Annotated in this window: 21 protein-coding genes and 1 pseudogene; 13 read left to right on the top strand and 9 right to left on the bottom strand. The window is 73.1% G+C overall.

What is annotated here, in order from left to right:
- Positions 1-248 precede the first annotated feature (248 nt).
- From BN6_RS11830 to BN6_RS11800, 7 genes are all read left to right on the top strand, one after another.
- Positions 249-1,505, top strand: coding sequence for a DUF1800 domain-containing protein (locus BN6_RS11830; RefSeq protein ID WP_041312615.1), 1,257 nt, complete (start codon positions 249-251; stop codon positions 1,503-1,505).
- Positions 1,505-2,752: a DUF1501 domain-containing protein gene (locus BN6_RS11825; RefSeq protein ID WP_015099859.1), complete on the top strand. Its 1,248-nt coding sequence runs from the start codon at positions 1,505-1,507 to the stop codon at positions 2,750-2,752. Before BN6_RS11830 ends, BN6_RS11825 begins: the two co-directional genes overlap by 1 nt.
- A 120-nt stretch (positions 2,753-2,872) precedes the next feature.
- Complete coding sequence (locus tag BN6_RS11820) at positions 2,873-3,250, top strand: GntR family transcriptional regulator (protein WP_015099858.1); 378 nt, start codon at positions 2,873-2,875, stop codon at positions 3,248-3,250.
- A gap of 18 nt (positions 3,251-3,268) precedes the next feature.
- The gene (locus BN6_RS11815) at positions 3,269-4,093 is read left to right on the top strand and encodes an ABC transporter ATP-binding protein (protein WP_015099857.1); all 825 of its coding nucleotides are present in this window, start codon (positions 3,269-3,271) and stop codon (positions 4,091-4,093) included.
- A complete protein-coding gene (locus BN6_RS11810; protein ID WP_015099856.1) occupies positions 4,090-5,067 on the top strand; it encodes a hypothetical protein in 978 nt (325 codons plus the stop codon). Before BN6_RS11815 ends, BN6_RS11810 begins: the two co-directional genes overlap by 4 nt.
- Before the next feature lie 87 nt (positions 5,068-5,154).
- Complete coding sequence (locus BN6_RS11805; RefSeq protein ID WP_015099855.1) at positions 5,155-5,439, top strand: glycosyltransferase 87 family protein; 285 nt, start codon at positions 5,155-5,157, stop codon at positions 5,437-5,439.
- A 41-nt stretch (positions 5,440-5,480) separates the two neighbouring features.
- Positions 5,481-6,236: a phosphotransferase gene (locus tag BN6_RS11800; protein ID WP_015099854.1), complete on the top strand. Its 756-nt coding sequence runs from the start codon at positions 5,481-5,483 to the stop codon at positions 6,234-6,236.
- Positions 6,237-6,238: 2 nt separating this feature from the next.
- On the opposite strand, the gene BN6_RS11795 is transcribed toward BN6_RS11800, so the two are convergent.
- Positions 6,239-6,913, bottom strand: a complete 675-nt coding sequence (locus BN6_RS11795) for a TetR/AcrR family transcriptional regulator (protein ID WP_041312613.1) — start codon at positions 6,911-6,913, stop codon at positions 6,239-6,241.
- Positions 6,914-6,978: 65 nt separating this feature from the next.
- Here BN6_RS11795 and BN6_RS11790 point away from each other — a divergent pair, with 65 nt between their 5' ends.
- The 3 genes from BN6_RS11790 to BN6_RS11780 are packed head-to-tail and all read left to right on the top strand — an operon-like array spanning position 6,979 to position 9,301.
- A complete protein-coding gene (locus BN6_RS11790; protein ID WP_015099852.1) occupies positions 6,979-7,911 on the top strand; it encodes a daunorubicin resistance protein DrrA family ABC transporter ATP-binding protein in 933 nt (310 codons plus the stop codon).
- Positions 7,901-8,650 (top strand): ABC transporter permease, encoded by a 750-nt coding sequence (locus BN6_RS11785; RefSeq protein WP_015099851.1) that lies wholly within the window; start codon positions 7,901-7,903, stop codon positions 8,648-8,650. Before BN6_RS11790 ends, BN6_RS11785 begins: the two co-directional genes overlap by 11 nt.
- A gap of 36 nt (positions 8,651-8,686) precedes the next feature.
- Positions 8,687-9,301 (top strand): pentapeptide repeat-containing protein, encoded by a 615-nt coding sequence (locus BN6_RS11780; RefSeq protein ID WP_015099850.1) that lies wholly within the window; start codon positions 8,687-8,689, stop codon positions 9,299-9,301.
- A gap of 90 nt (positions 9,302-9,391) precedes the next feature.
- Here the strand turns inward: BN6_RS11780 and BN6_RS11775 are convergent, their stop codons facing one another.
- Complete coding sequence (locus BN6_RS11775) at positions 9,392-9,901, bottom strand: EF-hand domain-containing protein (protein WP_015099849.1); 510 nt, start codon at positions 9,899-9,901, stop codon at positions 9,392-9,394.
- A 170-nt stretch (positions 9,902-10,071) separates the two neighbouring features.
- Here BN6_RS11775 and BN6_RS11770 point away from each other — a divergent pair, with 170 nt between their 5' ends.
- The gene (locus BN6_RS11770) at positions 10,072-11,742 is read left to right on the top strand and encodes an FAD-dependent oxidoreductase (protein ID WP_015099848.1); all 1,671 of its coding nucleotides are present in this window, start codon (positions 10,072-10,074) and stop codon (positions 11,740-11,742) included.
- Positions 11,743-11,911: 169 nt separating this feature from the next.
- Here BN6_RS11770 and BN6_RS11765 read toward each other — a convergent pair whose 3' ends face one another.
- From BN6_RS11765 to BN6_RS11745, 5 genes are all read right to left on the bottom strand, one after another.
- Positions 11,912-13,216, bottom strand: coding sequence for an ABC transporter permease (locus tag BN6_RS11765; RefSeq protein WP_015099847.1), 1,305 nt, complete (start codon positions 13,214-13,216; stop codon positions 11,912-11,914).
- Complete coding sequence (locus tag BN6_RS11760) at positions 13,216-13,914, bottom strand: ABC transporter ATP-binding protein (protein ID WP_015099846.1); 699 nt, start codon at positions 13,912-13,914, stop codon at positions 13,216-13,218. Before BN6_RS11760 ends, BN6_RS11765 begins: the two co-directional genes overlap by 1 nt.
- On the bottom strand, positions 13,911-14,792 hold the full coding sequence (locus BN6_RS11755; RefSeq protein ID WP_197540260.1) for an efflux RND transporter periplasmic adaptor subunit: 882 nt from the start codon (positions 14,790-14,792) through the stop codon (positions 13,911-13,913). Before BN6_RS11755 ends, BN6_RS11760 begins: the two co-directional genes overlap by 4 nt.
- Before the next feature lie 953 nt (positions 14,793-15,745).
- Complete coding sequence (locus tag BN6_RS11750) at positions 15,746-16,159, bottom strand: VOC family protein (protein ID WP_015099844.1); 414 nt, start codon at positions 16,157-16,159, stop codon at positions 15,746-15,748.
- A gap of 137 nt (positions 16,160-16,296) precedes the next feature.
- On the bottom strand, positions 16,297-17,085 hold the full coding sequence (locus BN6_RS11745) for a GIY-YIG nuclease family protein (RefSeq protein ID WP_015099843.1): 789 nt from the start codon (positions 17,083-17,085) through the stop codon (positions 16,297-16,299).
- Positions 17,086-17,506: 421 nt separating this feature from the next.
- Between BN6_RS11745 and BN6_RS11740 the strand changes: the two are divergent.
- Positions 17,507-17,860: pseudogene (locus BN6_RS11740) on the top strand (hypothetical protein); the annotation flags it as partial.
- 153 nt (positions 17,861-18,013) lie between these two features.
- Here the strand turns inward: BN6_RS11740 and BN6_RS11735 are convergent.
- Positions 18,014-18,805 carry an ATP-grasp domain-containing protein gene (locus BN6_RS11735; RefSeq protein ID WP_041312609.1) on the bottom strand — a complete coding sequence of 264 codons (792 nt, stop codon included), beginning with the start codon at positions 18,803-18,805 and terminating at the stop codon, positions 18,014-18,016.
- Between the two features lie 154 nt (positions 18,806-18,959).
- Between BN6_RS11735 and BN6_RS11730 the strand changes: the two genes are divergently transcribed.
- Complete coding sequence (locus BN6_RS11730) at positions 18,960-19,862, top strand: NAD-dependent epimerase/dehydratase family protein (RefSeq protein ID WP_041316549.1); 903 nt, start codon at positions 18,960-18,962, stop codon at positions 19,860-19,862.
- 24 nt (positions 19,863-19,886) lie between these two features.
- Here BN6_RS11730 and BN6_RS11725 read toward each other — a convergent pair whose 3' ends face one another.
- Positions 19,887-20,342, bottom strand: a complete 456-nt coding sequence (locus BN6_RS11725) for a cupin domain-containing protein (RefSeq protein WP_015099839.1) — start codon at positions 20,340-20,342, stop codon at positions 19,887-19,889.
- Positions 20,343-20,383: the final 41 nt, after the last annotated feature.

Genomic DNA, 20,383 nt, shown 5'->3' with positions numbered 1-20,383 from the left:
GTCGCGCACCGCTCACTGCACCCCACCGCCGCTGACCCGAACGGCCGCTGGGTGGATCGGCCGTTTCCGGCATCAAGAGTGATTGATCGACCAGTCATGAATCTCTTGCCTGACCAGCCACTACTCGACACGTCCGAGCCGTGGAGTTCGGACGCCGGGCCGTCCTGGGCCAGCGGCGTCCCTGAGCTTCCGCTGAAGGAAGCCCGGAAGGGGTGGCGACGGTGTGCGCGGCACCAGATGCTGCGCACATGCCGGAACTCGACGAACGCGCCGCCGTGCGCCGGCTGCACGACCGGTTCGGCTTCGGGCCGCGCCCCGGCGACCTCGACCGCGGCTTCGCCGCGACGCTGGACCGGCTGCTCACGCCCGCGCCCGTCGCCACGCCCGCGCTCACCCTGGACCCACCGGTCCTGGCCCGGGGTGACAAGCAGGCCAAGAAGGACGCCAACCAGCGCCGGGCGGTGGAGGAGAAGGCGCTCACGTCGTGGTGGCTGGCGCGGATGGTCGCCACCGACACCGCCACCGAGCGGCTGACCTGGTTCTGGCACGGGCACTTCGCGACCAGCGAGCAGAAGGTGCGCAGCCCGTGGCACATGCTGGCGCAGAACGAGGCGTTCCGGCGGCTCGGCCTGGACGGGTTCCCGGCGCTGGCCAGGGCGATGGTCGTCGACCCGGCGCTGCTGCTGTGGTTGGACGGCAACGACAACCGGGCCGGGTCGCCGAACGAGAACCTGGCGCGGGAGTACCTGGAGCTGTTCACCCTGGGCATCGGCCACTACACCGAGCAGGACGTGCGCGAGGCGGCCCGGGTGCTGACCGGGTGGACCGTGCGGCGGGACCAGGCGGAGGCGCAGTTCGTCGCCAAGCGCCACGACGACCAGCCGAAGACGGTCCTGGGCATCATCGGCTATTTCACCGTGCAGTCCTTTGTGGATGCTGTGCTCGCGAGGCCGGAGTCCGCGCGGTTCGTCGTGGGCCGGCTGTGGTTCCGGCTGGTGTCGGCCACGCCGCCCGCCGCAGACACGGTCGACCGGCTGGTTTCCGCGCACGCCAAGGACATTCGATCGGTGCTACGGGCCATCGCCGCCGAACCCGCGTTCCGCGACCCGGCCACGACTCTGGTCAAGCAGCCCGTCGAGTGGGCCCTGGGGTTGATGCGCGCGCTGGGCGTGCGGTGGGACTCGTTGGACGACAAGGCGGTCAAGCAGCTCGGCAACGGGCTGCGCGGCATGGGCCAACTGCCGTTTCGACCACCCAGCGTCGGCGGGTGGGCGGCCGGCGGCGCGTGGTTGACCACCGCGGCGGGCGTGGCCCGGGTGAAGGTCGCGCAACTGCTCGCGGCGAAGGCCGACCTGAAGTCGGTCACCGGCGCGGACTCCGTGCGGGAACTGCTGTCCGTGGACGCGTGGTCCGATCGCACCCGCGACGCGCTGAGCCGCGTCGACAAACCCGAACACCTGGCCACCGTGGCCGCGTGCGCCCCCGAATACGTGGTGAGCAGGTGATGAAGAACCTGACCCGACGCCGGTTCCTGACCTTCTCCGGGGTGGCCGCCGCCGGCGCGCTCGCCGTGGGCGCGACGCGGGTCGGCTGGGACGACCTGATGACGGCCGCGGCCGACGACCCGCTGGACCCGGACGCGGCCGTGCTGGTCGTCGTCACGCTCTACGGCGGCAACGACGGCCTGAACACGGTGATCCCGGCCGCCGACCGCGCCTACCAGGACGCCCGGCCGGACCTCGCCCACCGGCCCGAGGACGTGCTCGACCTCGGGGACGGGCTGGGCCTCAACCCCGGGCTCAAGGGCCTGAAGTCGTTGTGGGACGAGAAGGGCCTGGCGGTCGTGCGCGGGGTCGGCTACCCGACGCCGGACCACAGCCACTTCCGGTCGATGGCGATCTGGCAGACCGCGTCACCGCGCACGTCGGTGCCCACCGGGTGGCTGGGGCGGTGGCTCGACGAGAGCGGCGCGGACCCGTTGCGCGCGCTGTCGGTGGAACCCGTGCTGCCGCCCATGCTGGCGGGCGCGCGGACCGCGGCGGCGTCGTTCCCGGTGGGCGGCTTGGCGTTGCCGGACGGCAGGCTGGGTGCCGCCTTCGCCGCGCTCGGGACGCCGCAGAACGGTGAGGAGGTCTGGCAGGCAAGAGCTTCGCGGTCGATCGCGGACCTGCACGACGCGGTCCGGATCCTGGGCGGGGCGGCGCACGACCCGTCGACCGAGGACGACCCGGACGAGCGGCGCGACAAGGGCTCGTCGGCCGGCGGGAACTCCCAGCTGGCCGCGCAGCTGGACGTGGTGGCCAACCTGGTCGAGGCCGAGGTGCCGACGCGGGTCTACTCGGTGTCGCTGGGCGGGTTCGACACGCACGCCGACGAGCGGGACACCCAGCAGCGGCTGCTCGGCGAGCTGGACGGCGCGCTGACGCCGTTCGTGCGGCGGATGCGGCGGACCGACCGGGGACGCCGGGTCGTCGTGCTGGTGTACTCGGAGTTCGGCCGGCGGGTGCGCGCGAACGCGAGCGACGGCACCGACCACGGCACCGCCGGGCCGGTCTTCCTGCTGGGCGACAAGGTGAACGGCGGGTTCTACGGCGCGCAGCCGAGCCTGACCGACCTGGCCGACGGCGACCTCAAGCAGACCACCGACTTCCGCGACGTGTACGCGAGCGTGCTGGCCGACGTGCTGGGCACCGACCCGGGCCGCGTGCTGGACGACCACGCCGGCCGGGTCGACGGCCTCCTGCGCCCCTGACCGCCGCCCGACTGCGCCGGATCGCCGCCCGAGGCCCGACCGACCGCGCCGGCCTCGGTTGACAACGGCCGGGGGCGCGGGTAATAGTGATTCCACTAATCAGTTAGTGAAGGGGTTGAGGTGATCGAGTTCCGGATCGATCGGCGGTCCGGGGTGGCCACGTACCTCCAGCTCGTCCACCAGGTCAAGCAGGCGTTGCGACTGGGGCTGCTCGGCCCCGGCGACCGGCTGCCGACCGCGCGCGAGGTGGTGGAGCAGACCGCCATCAACCCCAACACCGTGCTCAAGGCGTATCGCGAACTGGAACGCGAGGGACTGGTCGAACCGCGGCCGGGGCTGGGCACGTTCGTGCGCCGGTCGCTGGTCACACCGGGAGTGGCCGAGGGCTCGCCGCTGCGGGGCGACCTGCTGGAGTGGATGGACCACGCGCGGGAGTACGGCATGGGCCGGGAGGACGTGGAAGCGTTGTTCCGCTCGGTGCTGGACCAGCGCTTCTGACGTTCTTCTGGGGGAGACATGGTGAGCGTTGCCGTGCGGGCGCGCGGGCTCGGCCTGCGGTATCGCCGGAAAGAGGCGTTGCGGGACTGCTCGTTCGAGCTCGCGGCAGGTCGGGTCACGGCGCTGGTCGGGGCGAACGGCGCGGGCAAGTCCACGCTGCTCAAGCTGGCCGCCGGGCTGCTGCGGCCGTCCTCGGGCGAGGTCGAGGCGATCGGCGAGGTGGCGTTCGTCGCGCAGGACAAGCCGCTCTACCGCTCGTTCACCGTCGCCGAGGTGCTGCGGTTCGGGCAGGTCGCCAACCCCGGCTGGGACGCCGCGTACGCGGACCGGCTGGTGGAGGAGGCCGGGCTGGCCCGCACCGGCCGGGTGGGCGGGCTGTCCGGCGGGCAGCGGGCCCGGCTCGCGCTGGTCGTGGCGCTGGCCCGGCGGCCGCAGGTGCTGCTGCTGGACGAGCCACTGTCCGAAATGGACCCGGCGGCGCGGCAGGAGAGCCTGCGCGCCATCATGGTCGCGGTCGCCGAGAACGCGACCACGGTCGTCCTGTCGTCGCTGGTGCTCGCCGACCTCGAAGGGGTCTGCGACCACCTGCTGCTGCTCGACCAGGGCCGCGTCCGGTTGTCCGAGGACGTGGAAACGCTGTTGGAGCAGCACAAGGTCGTCGCCGTGCCGCGGGACACCGACCTCTGGCCGCACCGGGTGGTCGAGTCCCGGACGGGCGAGCGGCAACTGCGCGCCCTGCTGCGACTGGGAGGTCCGCTGAAACTGCCCGCCGAGCAGGTCGACACACCGAGTCTCGACGAACTGGTCGCCGCGTACCTGCGCCACGAGGAGGTGGCGGCGTGATCTGGCTCGCCTGGCGGCAGCAGCGCCTCGCCCTGCTCGCGCTCGGCGGGTACGCGCTGGTCGCGATCGCCGTGATGGTCTACCACCGGTTCGCCATGCCGGCGCAGCTCACCGACGAGGAGTTACGGCTCTGCGCCGAGTCCCTGACGGCGTCCTGCCGGCTGTCCGAATCGGGCTGGAACGCGGCCTCGGCGTTCCGGGAGACGGCCGAGGGCGTCCGGTTCGGCCTGATCGGGTTCGCCGCGCTGGCCGGGCTGTTCCTGGGCGCGCCGGCGCTGGCCCGGGAGTGGGAGCAGCACACCCACCTGCTGGTGTTGAGCCAGCAGGTGGGCCCGCGCCGGTGGTTCGCCGCGAAGGTCGCCGTGATCGCGGTGCCGGCCACGCTCGGCGCGGCGCTGCTCGGCGCGACGTACCTGTGGTGGACCTCCGGGCTGGGGGCGCTGGCCGGGTCGTACGAACGCCTTCAGGTGCGGCGGTTCGAGGTCCACCCCCTGGCGCTGGCGTCCTACACGCTGTTCGCGGTGGCGCTGGGCATCGTGGTGGGGTTGGCGGTCCGCCGCGTGGTGCCCGCGATGGCGCTGACCCTCGCGGTCTGGGCCGGCGCGCTGTACTCGGTGCGGTGGTTCGTCCGGCCGCACTACCAGACGCCGGTCGTGTCGACCACGCCGTTGACCGAGGCCGGCCAGACCCCGGCCGACCGGGGCCGGTGGACCATCGGCCACGGGTACGCGGACCGGACCGGCGACTTCGTCGACGTCGACACCGCGCTCGAGATCGAGCGGGCGTGCCGCGCTGCGTCCACCGACCAGGTCGGCCAGTGCATGGCCGGGCACGGCCTGGTGAAACGGGCCGCCCTGGTCCATCCCGGTGACCGGTTCTGGCTGTTCCAGGGCATCGAGGCGACCTTGTTCACGGTGCTGTCCGCCGCGCTGGTGATCGGTGCGATGTGGTGGCTGCGCAAGCGTTTCCGCTGACCTGGTCGTGCGGAAGCGCGCTCGATCCACCCCGGTCAGGCCAGGGCGGATCGACGGCGCGATTTCATCCAGGCGTTCCTGGTCCCGATGGAGGTGGCGCGGCTGGTGATGGCGGCGCTCACGGTGGCCGCGCTCGGCGTCCCGGTGTGGTGCGCGACCAGGCTGACCGAGCGGCCGCGGCCGGTGGCGGCGGGCGCGGCGGCGGTGGCGCTGTGGCTGGAACCGGTGCAGGCGAGCCTCGCCTACGGGCAGGTCAACGTGGTGCTGATGGCGTTGGCGCTACTGGACTTCGCCCGGCCCGGCCGGTTCCAGGGCGTCGGGATCGGGCCGGCGGCGGCGGGCGACGCTCGGGCTCGTCTGGTGGACGAGTAATCCGGTTCGCCCGAAGGCCGCGATCGGTTAGCGTCGGGCGCGTGGAGGAGTTCGCCGGCGGCACGACGACGGTCGTCCGCATCGGGAGCACGGTCCGGCGTCCGGTGCGCGCGTGGAGCGAGGCCACGCAGTGGCTGCTCGGCCGGCTCGCCGCCGCCGGGGTGCGCGGGGTCCCGCGCCGGCACGGCGTGGACGCGCAGGGGCGCGAGGTGCTCGACTTCCTGCCCGGCGAGGCGGGCACGGACCCGGTGCCCGAGCAGGCACGCCGGGACAGCGCGCTGGTCAGCGCGGCGGGCCTGCTGCGCCGGGTGCACGACGCGACGGCGCACCTGCCGGACAAGGCCGGCCACCGCTGGCAACTGCCCGCCGTGGAACCGGTGGAAGTCGTCTGCCACGGCGATTTCGCCCCGTACAACTGCGTGTTCGACCGGGGTGTCACGACCGGCGTGTTCGACTTCGACGCCGCCCATCCCGGCCCACGCTGCTGGGATCTCGCCCACGCCCTCTACCGCTTCACCCCGCTGTCCACTGTGGACAGTCCACCGCCGGCCGAGCAGGCGCGCCGGGCCAGGCTGTTCCTCGACTCCTACGGCCGCAGCCGGGACGAGCGACAAGACGTGGTGGACGCGCTCGGCCCGCGCCTGGCGAGCCTGGTCGACTTCATGCACGCGTCCGCCGCCGCCGGCGACGAGAACTTCGCCCGGCACATCGCGGCCGGCCACGCGGACCTCTACCGGCGCGACATCGCGCACCTCACCGCGCACCACGAGCTGTGGGCGCGGGTCGTGGTGGGCTGACGTCAGCCCCGGACCAGGCGCTCCACGCCGTCCATCAGCCGGGCCAGGCCGAACGTGAAGTCGTGGTCCTGGTCGGCGCCGGCCGCGCCGAACGTGCCCGCGTCCACGACCCGGCGCAGCGCCGGGTAGCGCTCGGCGTCCACGGTCCGCTGGAGCAGCGCCCCGTAGTCCCGCTCGGCCTGGTCGGACACGTCCACGGTGAACCGGGCCTGGCTCATCACGAACCCCGTGCACAGCAGCAGCACGGACATCCGGTCGTCCGGCGACAGCGGGGTCTCCTCCAGCACGCGCAGGCCGTGGTCCATCCACGCGAGCTGGTTGGGCGTGCTCGGCGGCGCGGACGCCTGGACCTGGAGCACCCAGGGGTGCCGGCGCAGCGCGGCGAGGTGTTCCCGGCACCAGCGCTCCATGCCCGCTCGCCACCCGTCGACCGGCTCGGCCAGGCACGCGGGCGGCTCGGCGAGGGTGTCGACCACGAGCAGGAGCAGCTCGTCCTTGCTGCGCACGTGCCGGTAGAGCGACATGGTGGTGAACCCGAGGCGTTCGGCGACGCGGGCCATCGAGACGGCGGCCAGCCCGTCCGCGTCGGCCAGCTCGATCGCGGCCCGCACGATCCGCCGGACGCTGAGACCCTGCCGGGGCTCCTTGTCCCGCCGTTCCCACACCGAGTCGCCCATGTCCTCGCATCCGTGCTCGTCGCAGGCTTGCAGTCTAGTCGTGTGTATGTCATACACTTAGGTCTATGACATACACAGTCGAGGCGGTGGGCCTCCGCAAGTCGTTCCGCGGGCACCCCGTGCTCAAGGGGCTCGACCTGGGCGTGCGGCGGGGCGAGGTGTTCGCCCTGCTCGGCCCGAACGGCGCCGGCAAGACCACCACCGTGCGGGTGCTGGCCACCCTGCTCAGGCCGGACGGCGGCACCGCCCGCATCGCCGGGCACGACGTCGTCGCCGCACCGCGCCGGGTGCGCGCGGCGATCAGCCTGACCGGCCAGTACGCCGCCGTGGACGAGCTGCTGACCGGCCGGGAGAACCTCGCGATGATGGCCCGGCTGCGCCGGCTGGACCGGCGCGCCGCCCGGGACCGGGCCGCCGAGCTGCTGGAGCGCTTCGACCTCGCCGACGCCGCCGACCGCCGGGCGTCGACCTACTCCGGCGGGATGCGCCGCCGGCTCGACCTGGCGGCGAGCCTGGTGGTCCGCCCCGAGGTGCTGTTCCTCGACGAGCCGACCACCGGGCTGGACCCGCGCAGCCGGCGCGAGGTCTGGGCCGCGGTCGCGGACCTGGCCCGGTCCGGCGTGACCGTCCTGCTCACCACCCAGTACCTGGAGGAGGCGGACCGGCTGGCCGACCGGATCGCCGTGCTGCACGGCGGCGACGTCGTCGCCGAGGGCACCGCCGCCGAGCTCAAGGGCCGGGCCGGCACCGCGACCGTCGAGCTGTTCCTGCCCGACCGGGCCGCGCTGGCGGGCGCCGGGGCGGTGCTCGACGGCCTGCCGGACGTGGCGAAGCTGAGCCTGCGGGTGCCCGGCGACGGCAGCGCGCGGCACGTGCGGGAAGTCCTCGACCTGCTGCACCGGCGGGACGTCCCGGTGGACCGGGTGGAGCTGCACCGCCCGACGTTGGACGAGGTGTTCCTGTCCCTGACCGGCCCGGAGGTGCGTGGTGCTGCGTGATTCGGTGACGTTCATCGGGCGGGGGCTGCGGCACAGCGCGCGCAGCGTCGACGCGCTGCTGGTCGCGGTGATCCTGCCGGTGGTGATCCTGCTGCTGTTCGTCTACGTGTTCGGCGGCGCGATCGCCGTGGGCACGCAGTACGTCGACTACGTGGTGCCCGGGATCATCCTGCTGTGCGCGGGTTACGGCGCGGGCGGCACGTCGGTCGGCGTCAACTCGGACATGACCACGGGCGTGATCGACCGGTTCCGGTCACTGCCGATCGCCGGGTCGGCGGTGCTGGTCGGGCACGTCGTGGCGAGCAAGGCGCGCAACGCGGTGTCGACGTCGCTGGTGCTCGCGGTGGCGCTGCTGATCGGGTTCCGACCGACCGGCGGCCCCCTGGCGTGGCTGGGCGTGGCGGGGGTGCTGCTGCTGTTCATGGTGGGCGTCTCGTGGCTCGCGGCGTGCTTCGGCCTGCTCGCCCGCACCCCGGAGGCGGCCGGCGCGTTCTCCTTCGTGGTGATGTTCCTGCCGTACCTGAGCAGCGCGTTCGTCCCCACGGACACGATGCCGGCGGCGTTGCGGGGCGTGGCCGAGCACCAGCCGGTGACACCGGTCATCGAGACCCTGCGCGGCCTGATGATGAGCGGCCCGGTCGGCGGTTCGGGCGTGGCGGCCGTGCTGTGGTGCACCGCGTTCACGGTGGTGGGCGGCGTCGGCACCGCCCTGCTGTTCCGCCGCCGCACCGCTCCCTGACGGTGGTGCGGGCCCGAGGGCTGGAATAGTCCCGGTGTGGCCGAACGCAGACGGGGCATCCCGACACCGCAGACCGACCGGACCGTGCGCGACCGGGACTGGACGGTCAACGAGATCGCCGGCGAGCAGTACGAGCGGACCGAGTTCGCCGACGTCGACATGGCGGGCTTGGCCAACCGGGGCTGCACGTTCACCGGGTGCGTGTTCCGAGGCGTGGAGTTCAACGCCTCGGAACACACCGGGGCGGCGTTCGTGAACTGCGTGTTCGTCCGGTGCGAGTTCTTCGACGCCACGTTCACCGACTGCAAGCTGGTCGGCAGCATGTTCGACGGCGGCTCCTACGACCTGCTGAAGGTGGTCGGCGGCGACTGGTCGTTCGCCGGGATGCCGGGCCTGGACCTGCGCCGGGCGTCGTTCAGCGGGGTGCGGATGCACGACGTCGACCTGACCGGCGCGCGCTGCCAGGGCGCGGAGTTCGCCGGGGTCGACCTGTCCGACGCGTGGCTGCACGGCGCGGACTTCACCAAGGCCGACCTGCGCGGCTCGGACCTGTCCGGCATCGACCCGACCTCGGTGGCGTTGGCGGGCGCGCGGATCGAGCCCGAACAGGCCATCACCATCGCCATGGCCCTCGGCCTGCGCATCGGCTGACCCGCCGCGGGCTCACCACGTGTCGACCCGTGCCGATGCGGCGACGTGGTCGCGCGGCACCCCGACGCCGGAGATCCTCGGGCGTGTCGGTCAGCGCCCGTACAGGCCGGACGGCACGGCGTCGGCGAAGAAGCCCGACACCAGCCGGGTCACCGTCGTCACCGGCAGCAGCTTGCCGTCCGGCTTGAGCGCCTCGCGGATCACCGGGGCGTCGCCGGGGTGCGCCCCCATCGCCACGATGATCTCCGCGACGTGCTCGATGTCCACCACGCCGTCCGCCGCCGCGCCGCACTCCCGCACCGCCACCGCGTCCGCCGCGCCGATCCGGCACGCCAGGTCCGTGCTGCCCAGCGCGTCGAGGAACCGGGCCTTGGTCACCTGCCCGTCGGCACCGCAGTGCGCCAGCAGGAACAGCCACACCATCTCGTAGGACGCCCGGACCCGCTCCGCCCCGATCGACCCCGGCGGCACCCGGAACCTGCGCACCAACCGCTCCGCCAGCCCGGCGAAGTCCCGCTGCCGGACCACCCCGTCGCCGTTCGCGTCGAACATGTCGAAACGTCTGGCGTGCTTCTCGCGCAACCGCGCCAAGTCGTTCATGACCGGTCCTTCCCCCTACGTGACAGGGGTGCCCCATCGCACTACAGATACATGGTGCCGACCACCCGTGGGGTGATCGTGACCTGTTGGGGTGAACCTGGTCGCGCCCGCGAGCGCGTCCGCCGCCGGCCACTAGCGTCGGCACCCTGGCTTCTCCTCGGGAGGCGTGAGTGGCGGAATCCCCGTTGCGCGTGGTCGAACCGGTCGGTTCCGCGCGCGGCTACGCGATCAAGGACTTCCTGGCCCGCAACCAGGTCCCGTTCGAAACGCACGCGATCGGCCCCGCCGGGTCGGTCGTGCTGGAACTGCCCGGCGGGGACGTGCTGTTCGAGCCGAGCCTGATCGAGCTGGCGACCGCGCTCGGGCTGACCGACGCGGCCGGCGGCGGCGACTACGACCTGGTCGTGGTCGGCGGCGGACCGGCCGGGCTGGCCGCGGCGGTCTACTCGGCGTGCGAGGGCCTGCGGGTGGTGATCATCGAGGACGACGCACCCGGCGGGCAGGCCGGGTCCACCTCCCGCATCGAGAACTACCTGGGCTTCCCGACCGGCCTGTCCGGCGGCGACCTCGCGCAGCGCGCACTGGCGCAGGCGCGGCGGTTCGGCGTGCAGTGGCTGTCCGCGCGGCGGGCGACCGGGCTGCGCCGCGACGGCGACCACTGGGCCGTGGACAGCGACGACGGGACGACCGCGCGCGGCACCGCGGTGCTGGTGGCGACCGGGATGCGCTGGCGTCCGCTGGACGTGCCGGGCGCGGAGGAACTGCGCGACATCGGCGTGTACTACGGCGCTTCCACGCCGGTGGCCGTGCAGACCGCCGGGTCGGACGCGTACGTGCTGGGCGCGGGCAACTCCGCCGGCCAGGCGGCGCTCTACCTCGCCGAGCACGGCGTGCGGGTGACGCTGCTGGTGCGCGGGCCGTCGCTGGAGGGCAGCCCGATGTCGCGCTACCTGGTGCGGCGGATCGAGGAGTCGGACCTGGTCGGCGTGCGCGCGCACGCCGAGGTGGCGGCCGTGACCGGCACCGGGAAGATGAGCGGGATCGTGGTGCGGGACAACGGCACCGGCGAGATCTCCTCGGTGCCGGCGACCTCGCTGTACGTGCTGATCGGGATGACGCCGTGCACCGAGTGGCTCGCCGGTCGGTCTACTCTGGACACTCGCGGGTACCTGGTGACGGGGACGGACCTGCTGCGCGTCGAAGGGGCGTGGTCGGCCGACCGCGACCCGCTGCTCACCGAGACGTCGCTGCCCGGCGTGTTCGCGGCCGGTGACGTGCGGTCCGGGACGGTCAAGCGGATCGGCTCCGCGATCGGCCAGGGCGCGGTCGCCAGCCAGGCCGTGCTGGAGTACCTGCGGGACAAGGCCGTGCAGCGGATCCCCGAGCAGGGCGGGGTCTCCTCGTTCGACCTGCTCGACGCCGACCGCGACGGGTTGATCGGCCCGGCCGACCTGGCGGCGTTCGGCCGGGGTCTGGTGGCCGCGTTCGACGAACCGGCCGACACCGAGCGCGCCCGCCGGGTGGCCGACGCGTGCGACGAGTTCTGGGCCGTGCTGGCCCGCTTCGGCACGACCGGCGTGGACCGGGCGGCGTTCACCGGCGCGCTGGACGAGCTCTCCGCGCTGGACGCGTTCGCGCCGCTGGCCGACGCCGTGCTCGGCCTGTCCGACACCGACGCGGACGGAGCGCTGACCCTGCGCGAGTTCCAGCGCCTGCTCGGCGCGCTGGGCACCCCGGCCGACACGGCGGCGGCCACGTTCGACCAGCTCGACCACGACCGGACCGGCCACCTGGACACCGCCCGCCTCGCGTCCGGCAGCACCCTCCTCGGCCGGGCCTGACCCCACCCACGACCGGAGCCCGCGGCGTCGGACACCGCGGGCTCCGTCCCGGCACTTCGCATCGCGCACTTCTCGTTGCGCACTTCTCGTTGCGGCGCTTCGCCTTCCGGCCCGGCGCTCCCGCCCTGCCGGCGCTCCCGCGCAGGCGTCGGTCAGGCGCGGGAGTCGGTCAGGCGCGCATCACGGTCGCGATCGGGATCCGGGCCGCCCGGATCGCCGGCACCAGACCACCCAGCACCCCGGCGATCAGGCCCGCCAGGATGCCCGCCACCCCGGCCTGCCAGGGGAACGCGACCCCCTGGAGCGACGGGTACCGCGAGCCGAACATGCCGCCCGCCACCTGCAACCCCACCACGCCCACGCCGATCGCCGCCGCGGCCGTGAGCAGACCGGTCAGCAGGGTCTCGGCGAGCACGATGCCCGCCAGCAGCAACCGGGGTGTGCCCACCGCGCGGCGCAGCGCGAACTCCTCGATCCGCTCGCCCACCGTGGCCAGGCCGACGTTGAGGATGCCCGCGATGCCGATCAGCAGCACCAGCGCCGCCATCCCCAGGAAGATCCACCGCATCAGGGTGAGCTGGTCGGACATCCGCTCCAGCGTGTTGATCGTGTTCACGTTGATCTGCTCGGGCTTCATGCCGTCCGCGACCAGCCGCGCGCGCAGCGTGTGCTCCACGTCGGACGCCTGCGGGGACAGCATGACCTGGAGGCCGGGGCCGCGCTGCCCGTCGCTCATGTCGGCCGCCGCCAACCAGTTGCCCAGCTCGTCGGAGCGCACGTAGGCAGCCGGCCCGTAGCCGCCGTCGTCCACCACCCCGATGAAGCGCGGGGTGGCGTTGGCCACCGCCCCGGTCACCCGCATCTCGGCCGGCACCTGGAAGCGGTCGAACGCCTCGGCCGCCTTCTTGTTCAGCACCAGGCGCGGCGCGAGCGACGGGTCGCCCGCGAAGTCCAGCCACTGCCCCGAGACCTGGCGGAACGGCCGGAACACCCGGATGTCGCCGGACAGCCCGGTCAGCTGCAACTCGATCGCCTGGCCCGGCGGCGCGCCCCGGTTCGGGTCCGGCAGCTCGTGGCAGCCGGTCTCGTCGCACGTCATGTTCGGCCCGCCGCGCCCCGGCTGGTCGATCGGGCCGCCGCCCTCGTTGATCGGCTTGACGCCCGGTTCGCCGATGATCGCCTGCACGGTGGTCACGGCGACCGCGTCGGACCGGCCGGCGACGGTGTCCAGCGCGATCGCGACGCTGTTGTTCTCCCCGCCGACGTACATCTGCCGGGTGCCGTCCTTGCCCTGGAACAGCTCGACGTCGGCGAGCATCGCGCGGTTCGCGATCTCCGATCCCGCCTGCACCGCCACCACCGCCAGGACGCCCATGAACAGGCTGATCATGGACAGGAACGTGCGCAGCTTGCGGGCCCGGATGCCCTGCCCGCCGATGATCAGCGACGACCGCAGCCGTCCCGACAGCCGCATCACACGACCACCCGCCCGGCGGTCGGGTGCAGCAGGCCGTCGGACAGGGTGAGCACCCGGCCCATCTTCGCCGCGTGGTCCCGGTCGTGGGTGACCAGCACCAGCCCGCAGCCCTGGTCGGTGGTGGAGCGCAGCACCTCGACCACGAGGTTGCCGGTCTCGGTGTCCAGCGCGCCGGTCGGCTCGTCGGCCAGCAGGATCCGCGGCTCGCGCACCAGCGCCCGCGCGATCGCCACCCGCTGCTGCTCGCCACCGGAGAGCCGGGGCGGCTTGTGCTTGGCCAAGTGGGCGATGCCGACCCGGTCCAGCGCCGCCAGCACCTGCGCCCGGCGCTTGCGGCGCGGCAGCCAGCCCTGGCCGTTGACCAGCGCCATCGCCACGTTCTGCGCGGCGCTGAGGTGCTTGAGCAAGAAGAAGCGCTGGAACACGAAGCCGAACTCGGCGCTGCGCAGCGCGGCGGCCTTGCGCTCCGGGACGCGGGTGATGTCCCGCTCCCCCAACAGGTACTCGCCGGAGTCGGGCCGGTCGAACAGCCCGATGACGCTGAGCAGCGTGCTCTTGCCCGAGCCGGAGCGGCCCAGGATCGCGATCGAGTCTCCACTGTGGACGGTGAGGTGCACGCCGTCCAGGATGGTGCGCGGTTCTTCCTGGCCCTTCAACGTCTTGCGCACGCCGGTGAGCCGGATCAGCGGCGTCACCTGGAACCGACCTCGGGCTGCCCGGCGTTCTCCGGACCGCGCGGCAGGTCGGGACCGGGCACGGCCAGCGTCTCCTCGCCGGTCAGCCCGTCCTTGACCTCCACCACCTTGCCGTCGGTCAGGCCGAGCACGACGTCCTTGGTCTGCCGCGAGCCGTCCGCCGCGAGCACGTCGACCTTGCCCTTGCCCTGCCCGCCGGCGACGGCCTCGACCGGGACGACGAGCGCGTTCTGCGCGCTGGCCGTGACGACTTCGAGGGTCGCGGTCGCGCCGTTGATGAGCTTCACGTCGTCGGGTGCGGTGCACACCAGCCGGAGCCCGGTCGGGCCGGAGGTGTCCTTCGGCTGGTCGGGCTGCTGCGGGGGCGTGGCCCGGCCGGGCGTCTGCTTGTCGTCCTTGGCCGGCTGCTCCTGCTGGGGCGGCGCGGCGGGCACGGTGCCGGCGGGCAGCGCGGCGATCGTGCCGAGCAGCGAGCAGTCGAACGGCCCCGGGCCGTTCTTGATCTGGGCGCGCACGGTGCCGGTCGCGGAGTCGGCGATCTGGTACGCCTGCTCGCCGCTGATGTCGGCGACGATGCCGTAGCCGGCGTACTTGGCGGAGGCGACCGGCATCCCGACGGTGACCGTGGAGCGGTCGTCGACCAGCCGCCCGCCGAACGTCGAGCCGGCGGGCACGTCGACGTGGTTGGGCGTGCCGTCCACCCAGACCGTGGCCACCCGGGTCGGCTTGGTCGGGGTGCTCTTGGCCTCGGCGACCTCCCAGTAGCGGACCTGCCCGCCGACCGGCGCGACCAGCCCGAAGACCGGGTTCATCGTCACCTTGCCGGTGAGGGCGACCTTGTTGCTGAGGTCCTGGCGCGAAGGTTTCGCGGTGGTCATGGTGGTGCCCCGAGGCGCCATTCCGGGATTGGCGGCCTCCTCACCGCCGGAAGAGCACCCTTGGACGACCAACAGCACCAAGGCCGCGCCGAAAACACGCCCCAACCCCGCTACAGACACCGGTTTCCCCCTACCCAAGCCAACACGCCGGTTCGGCCAAACCTACCGACAAGACGCCGCGCACCCGCACCGGGTTGCACGCGACAACGCAAATCACCCGAACCCGGCCCCTTAATGCCGCCGGACCACCATCCGGTTGTCATGCTCGCGACGATTCATCAGAAGAGCTGAATACCCCGCCGACCAGGCACGATTCCACCCCACCGTTCGTTGCCGGAGAAAACAAGGCGCGGCCACCCGGCGGCCCCCGACCCCCGACCCCACCGAACCGACCCCTACCCATCCGACCGACCAGCCAGCCGACTCGCTGCCCATCCGACCGACCAGCCGAGCGACGTGCCACCTGACCCACTGTGCGGGCTGTGCGGGCTCACGGGGCCAGGTGGGCGGGCCTGGTCAGCCAAGCGGGCGGAACCGGGCAGGAGGGGCGGTCTGGGTGCGGCCAGGACCGTGGAGAGTGGCGACCTGCGGGACGTGCGCGCCCGCAGGTCGACGGCGCAATCGCGCGACGGGAGCACTCGCCGGCCCGCGCCGGCGAGCGGCCCCGGCAGGCGATCCCAGCGGTCCCGGCAGGCGGTGCCGGCGGTGCCGGCGGTCCCGGCGGTCCCGGCGGTCCCGGCAGGCGATCCCGGCAGGCGGTGCCGGCGAGGGGTCAGGTCCAGCGACGGCACCCCGGTCCACGCCAGGTCTCGCCGGTCGGCATCCGGCGCGACGAAGAGACCCGGTATGTCCACAGCAGACAGTGAGGTAGCCAGGCCCGGTTTGCCGAGCGAGTTCGGGAGGAAGCGTCTGGGGGTGAAGGCTGGGGTGAAGGGAGGGATGAAGGGAGGAAGCTATGCCTGCTCGCCCTGGATGTTGACCATCCACGCGATTCCGAAACGGTCTACGCACGCGCCGAACTCGTCGCCCCACATCTGCTTCTCCAGCGGCACGGTGACCTGCCCGCCGTCGGCCAACTGCTCCCAGTAGCCGCGCAGTTCGTCACCGTCGTCGCCGCTGAGGCTGACGGTGATGTTGTCGCCCGGGTTGTGCGACATCCCGGGCGGCGTGTCGGCGCCCATCAGCGTGTAGCCGCTCGGCGTGTCCAGCTGGCCGTGCATGATCTTGTCGCCCTCGGGCGCGTCGGGCGGGCCGAACTCGCCGAAGGTGCTCAGGTTCAGGGTGCCCCCGAAGACGCTCTTGTAGAACTCCATCGCCTCGCGCGCGTTGCCCGCGAAGCTGATGTACGGGTTGAGTCGTGAGGCCACCGGATCCTCCTTGGGCTAGTGGCCCTCATCCTCGCAAGACACCGCGCGCGCCGCGACCGCACTCGCCGTTGTTCCGCCAATGGCCATTCCGCCGAAGGCCGTCCTCGGTCATTCCTTCCGGGACAGTAGGCAGACCGTCACTCCGTGAGGTCTGCGGACACCTCCGCCGCCGAACGCCCGGTCGACCGCGCGAAGCGGGCAACGGCCAAGCGCGCCAACCGGGTCGCCTCCACGGCCAGGGCCCGTCGCGTCGCCTCGCCGGTGTCGCCGTCCACCACGGACGCGGCGAGCCGGGCCAGTTCGGCGGCACGGCGGGCGATGCGCACGTCCCCGTCCTCGCCGGTGAGCGGGAACCGGTGGGACGGGGGGAGGTCCGCGCGTTCTCCGAGGGCCTTCCGGTAGACGGCGCGTTCGAGCACGTCCAGTGACCGACCGCGCGGCGCTGGCCACAGCTCGACCTCGGCGACCGGGTCGAGCAGCAGGGCCAGGCGGGCTCGGACGGCCGTGCCCAGATTGGCATCGGTCTGTCCGATGTACACGGCTTCGCCGTCCGGGCCGTACAGCGCGTAGCACCCGCCTTCGGCGTCGCCCCACCGCCCGCCGGACTCGTCTCGCGCGGACAGGCCGCGGTCGAGCAGGGAACGGGTGGAGCGCGGGCTCAGCACGGCGTGCTGCCACTTGCGCCGCCACCGCGCCACTTCCTCGTCGTGCCGGCGGGTGTCGCCGCCGTCGCGGTGGCGCAGCAGGGCGCGGACGAACGCCTGCATGAACTCGGCCTTGGGCAGCCGCTTGCCGTTGAGCACCTCGCTGACGGTCGCGGGCGGCAGGGCGTGCTCCGGGGCGAGCCCCCGGATCCGGTGGTAGCTGGGTTTGCCGCATTCGACGTGCAGCGTTCGCAGGCTCTTCGCGAACTCGTGGACGGACACTCCGCTTCCTTTCCGAGGTCGGTCGGTACACCCGGACAACTGGTCGACCGGGCGAAAAGATTCGAATGTGCCCGACGGGTTCGCCGGACGGCCGGCCCGGATCGTGCGGGTTCATTCGGGAACGTTCGGCACCACGGACGTCCGATGACCCTGCGTAAGCGAAGTACACCCTTGCTGAACTGTGGAGTTAACTGTCCGTTCGGATTTCCGCCGCAATCGCGCAGCAACGCAATGCACCGTTCGGGGGAATCTGCCCGCCGCCTGTCGGCGTCTCACCCACTGGTCGCGGTTTGACACCCCAGGGCCGTCGAGACCATTTCGACCATTCGCCGCACCCATTCACGAATCCATTCCGGGGCACCGGACCTATTCCAGTCAACGAGGGGTCTGCATGTTGTCCAGCTCGCCGCGAAGGCGAAAAATGCTGATCAGCGCCCTGGCGGCGGTTCTCGCCGCCGGTGCGGTGACCTACACCGGGGAGAGCACCGCCGCGTACGCGGACGTCCAGACGACCACCGACTCGAAGACCGCGTCGGACGGCAAGCAGTACTGGGTGAAGAACCACCTCGTCCGCGGCGCGGCGGCGGCGTCGGACGGGCTGGGCAAGATCGTGAACGCCTTGCCCGGCCCCGACTTCCTGGCCGTCATCGACGCCACCGAGGGGTCGCCGAGCTACGGCAAGGTGGTCAACACGGCCACCGTCGGGCCGCTGGTGGAGAACGAGCCGCACCACATGCAGTACGTGTGGCACAAGGGTGACACGGTCTACGCGGGCCACTGCGGCACGTGGCTGGGCCTGCGGCTGCGCCCGCTGTTCGGCCTCGTCAACCCGAAGCCGACCGACAGCGTCTGCTGACCGGTCGGTGTCCGCCAGCCGGACAGCGTCCGCCGACCGGTCGGTGTCCGCCGCCCTGTCGACGGGACGCGACTACGCCAGGCAGGCCCGCACGGCGGCGCGGTAGACGTCGGCCGCGAGCGCCCGGTGGCGGTCGCCGGCGTGGCTGAAGTGCTCCAGGATCACGCCGCTGTTGACCTCCAGCACGCTCGGCCGGCCGGCGACCACCGCCACGTCCACGCTCGCGAACCGCAGGTCCAGCGCCCGCATGGCGGCCAGGGCCAACGAGGTCAGCGCGGGCAGCGCCGCCGGGTCGACGTCGAGTTCGGGCCGCGCGCCGAAGTGCAGGTTGTGCCGCCACTCCCCCGGCGCGGTCACCTTGCGGTAGACCAGCAGCACCTCGCCGTCGAGCACGACCAGCCGGAACTCGTCCTCGATCGGCAGGAACGGCGAGACCGCGATCGCCCGGTACCGGCTCGCCAGGTGGGCCAGCGCCGTGCGGGCCTGCGCCTCGTCCACGGCCCGCAGCACGTCCACGCCGCTGCTCTCCCGGTGCGGTTTGAGGACGGCGGGCAGCCCGACCAGCTCGCGGGTCAGCGCGACCGGGTCGGGCAGGTTCCGGAACCGCAGCAGGTGGTGCGGCACGGCCGGCAGGCCCGCGGCGGCGAGCAGCGCGCAGGTCGCCACCTTGTCCGTCGCGATCTGCGCCGCCGCCGCGTTGTTCAGCGGGAACACCTGCCCGATGATCAACGCCCGCCGCTCGTCGGTGACCAGCTCGGCCAGCCAGTGGTCGCTGTGCCAGCGCACCTCGGCCCCGGCTTCCACACCCGCCTGCTCGATCTGAGCGACGAAGTGCCGCTGCCCCGTCTCCTGAAAACGCGCCACGCGGCACAGCCAAGCACGAGGCCCGGCGACCCCGCGCAGGGGCCGGACGACGGCCCGCGCCGGCTCGCCGGGGCCTGAACCGGTGCGGGGGTGCCGCCACGGGTGGTGGGCCGAGGGGATTGCCAAGGGCCCTGAACAGTGGATGATCACCGACATGCGGATCCTCGTGGTGGGTGCGAGTGGCTTGGTCGGTCAGCACGTCGTGGAGCGGCTCCGCGCGCGTGGGCACGAGGCGACCACCGCCGCCCGCACCCGTCGCGCGGGGCTCGACCACGTGCTGGACGTGACCTCGGCCGACGCCGCGGACCTGCGTCCGCTGGTGGCCGGGCACGACGGTGTGGTGTTCGCGGCGGGCGTGGACGACCGGAGCATCCCGCGCCGGCCCGCCTACCCGGCGTTCCACCGGGGCAACGTGGCGCCGGTGCGGGAGCTGTTCACCGCCGCCCGCGAGGAGGGGCTGAGCCGGGGCGTCGTGCTCGGCTCGTACTACGCGCACTTCCACCGCGAGCACCCGGACTGGCGGCTCACCGAGCTGCACCCGTACCTGCGCAGCCGGGTCGAGCAGGCCCGCGCCGCCCGGGAGGCCGCCGGGTTCCCGGTGGCCGTGCTGGAACTGCCGTTCGTGTTCGGCCGCGCCGGGGACCGGCTGCCGAACTGGGCGGGCCCGCTGGACCGGTGGGCCCGGTCCGGGTGGCCGCTGGTCGCGCCGCCCGGCGGGAGCGCCGCGACCTCGGCCGAGCGGGTGGCGGAGGTGGCCGTGACGGCGTTGGAGGAGGCGTCCGGCGCGGACCTCCCGGTCGCCGACGAGAACATGACGTGGCACGGGATGTTCTCCCGCATCGCCGACGCCGCGGGCCGCCCGCGCCGGGTGCGGCGGCTGCACCCGGCGGTACTCAAGGGTCTGCTGCGGCTGACCGGCGTCGCGCACCGGTTCTCGGGCAAGGAGTCCGGCCTGGACCCCGCGCACGTGGACCGGTTGCTGCTGCGCGAGCTGTTCATCGGCGTCGGCCGGCCGGGCGTGCTGGACGACGCGATCCGCGAGACGTTCCGGCGCTGACCGCCGGCGGTCGAGCACCGGCCCTCAGATCGAGCGCCAGTCCGGCAGGTCCACGAAGTGCACGTCGTACTCCTCCTGCCTGGGCACCAGGTTCTCGAACGTGTCGGTGCCGGCGGCGATCCGGCCCAGGTGCCGGAAGTAGCCGAACCGCCGCACGCCCGGCGTCATCACCACCAGCACGTCGGCCGGGCTCCCCGCCGCCGCGCCGAACGCGTGCGGCGTGGTCGGCGGCACGACGAGCAGACCGCCCTCGGCCACCGTCGTGCGCCGGTCGCCCACGAGGACTTCCAGCACGCCGCCCAGGACGTAGAACACCTCCGACGACCGGGCGTGGAAGTGGGGTTTCGCGCCGTCCGCGCCGACGTCGAGCACCAGCCGGTTCGCGCCCACCACACCCCCGGTGTCCGGCCCGTCGGCGAGCAGTTCGAACCTGCTGCCCCCGGCCAGCCGGACCACCTCGGCACTCTCGTTGCGGAACACCGCGCTCCCCCTTCGACGACGTGACCCGAGTCAATCCCGGG

This window comes from Saccharothrix espanaensis DSM 44229, from assembly GCF_000328705.1.
GTDB lineage: Bacteria > Actinomycetota > Actinomycetes > Mycobacteriales > Pseudonocardiaceae > Actinosynnema > Actinosynnema espanaense.
Note: the sequence above shows the minus strand (reverse complement) of the source record. Positions and strands in the feature narration are given on the sequence as shown.

Excerpts from the sequence above, each read along its gene's own strand:
- BN6_RS11765 (WP_015099847.1), bottom strand. The coding sequence starts at position 13,216 with ATGCGGCTGTCGGGACGGCTGCGGTCGTCGCTGATCATCGGCGGGCAG.
- BN6_RS11795 (WP_041312613.1), bottom strand. The coding sequence starts at position 6,913 with ATGGGCGACTCGGTGTGGGAACGGCGGGACAAGGAGCCCCGGCAGGGT.
- BN6_RS11790 (WP_015099852.1), top strand. The coding sequence starts at position 6,979 with ATGACATACACAGTCGAGGCGGTGGGCCTCCGCAAGTCGTTCCGCGGG.
- BN6_RS11805 (WP_015099855.1), top strand. The coding sequence starts at position 5,155 with ATGGAGGTGGCGCGGCTGGTGATGGCGGCGCTCACGGTGGCCGCGCTC.
- BN6_RS11730 (WP_041316549.1), top strand. The coding sequence starts at position 18,960 with ATGCGGATCCTCGTGGTGGGTGCGAGTGGCTTGGTCGGTCAGCACGTC.
- BN6_RS11825 (WP_015099859.1), top strand. The coding sequence starts at position 1,505 with ATGAAGAACCTGACCCGACGCCGGTTCCTGACCTTCTCCGGGGTGGCC.
- BN6_RS11815 (WP_015099857.1), top strand. The coding sequence starts at position 3,269 with ATGGTGAGCGTTGCCGTGCGGGCGCGCGGGCTCGGCCTGCGGTATCGC.
- BN6_RS11830 (WP_041312615.1), top strand. The coding sequence starts at position 249 with ATGCCGGAACTCGACGAACGCGCCGCCGTGCGCCGGCTGCACGACCGG.
- BN6_RS11755 (WP_197540260.1), bottom strand. The coding sequence starts at position 14,792 with ATGACCACCGCGAAACCTTCGCGCCAGGACCTCAGCAACAAGGTCGCC.
- BN6_RS11775 (WP_015099849.1), bottom strand. The coding sequence starts at position 9,901 with ATGAACGACTTGGCGCGGTTGCGCGAGAAGCACGCCAGACGTTTCGAC.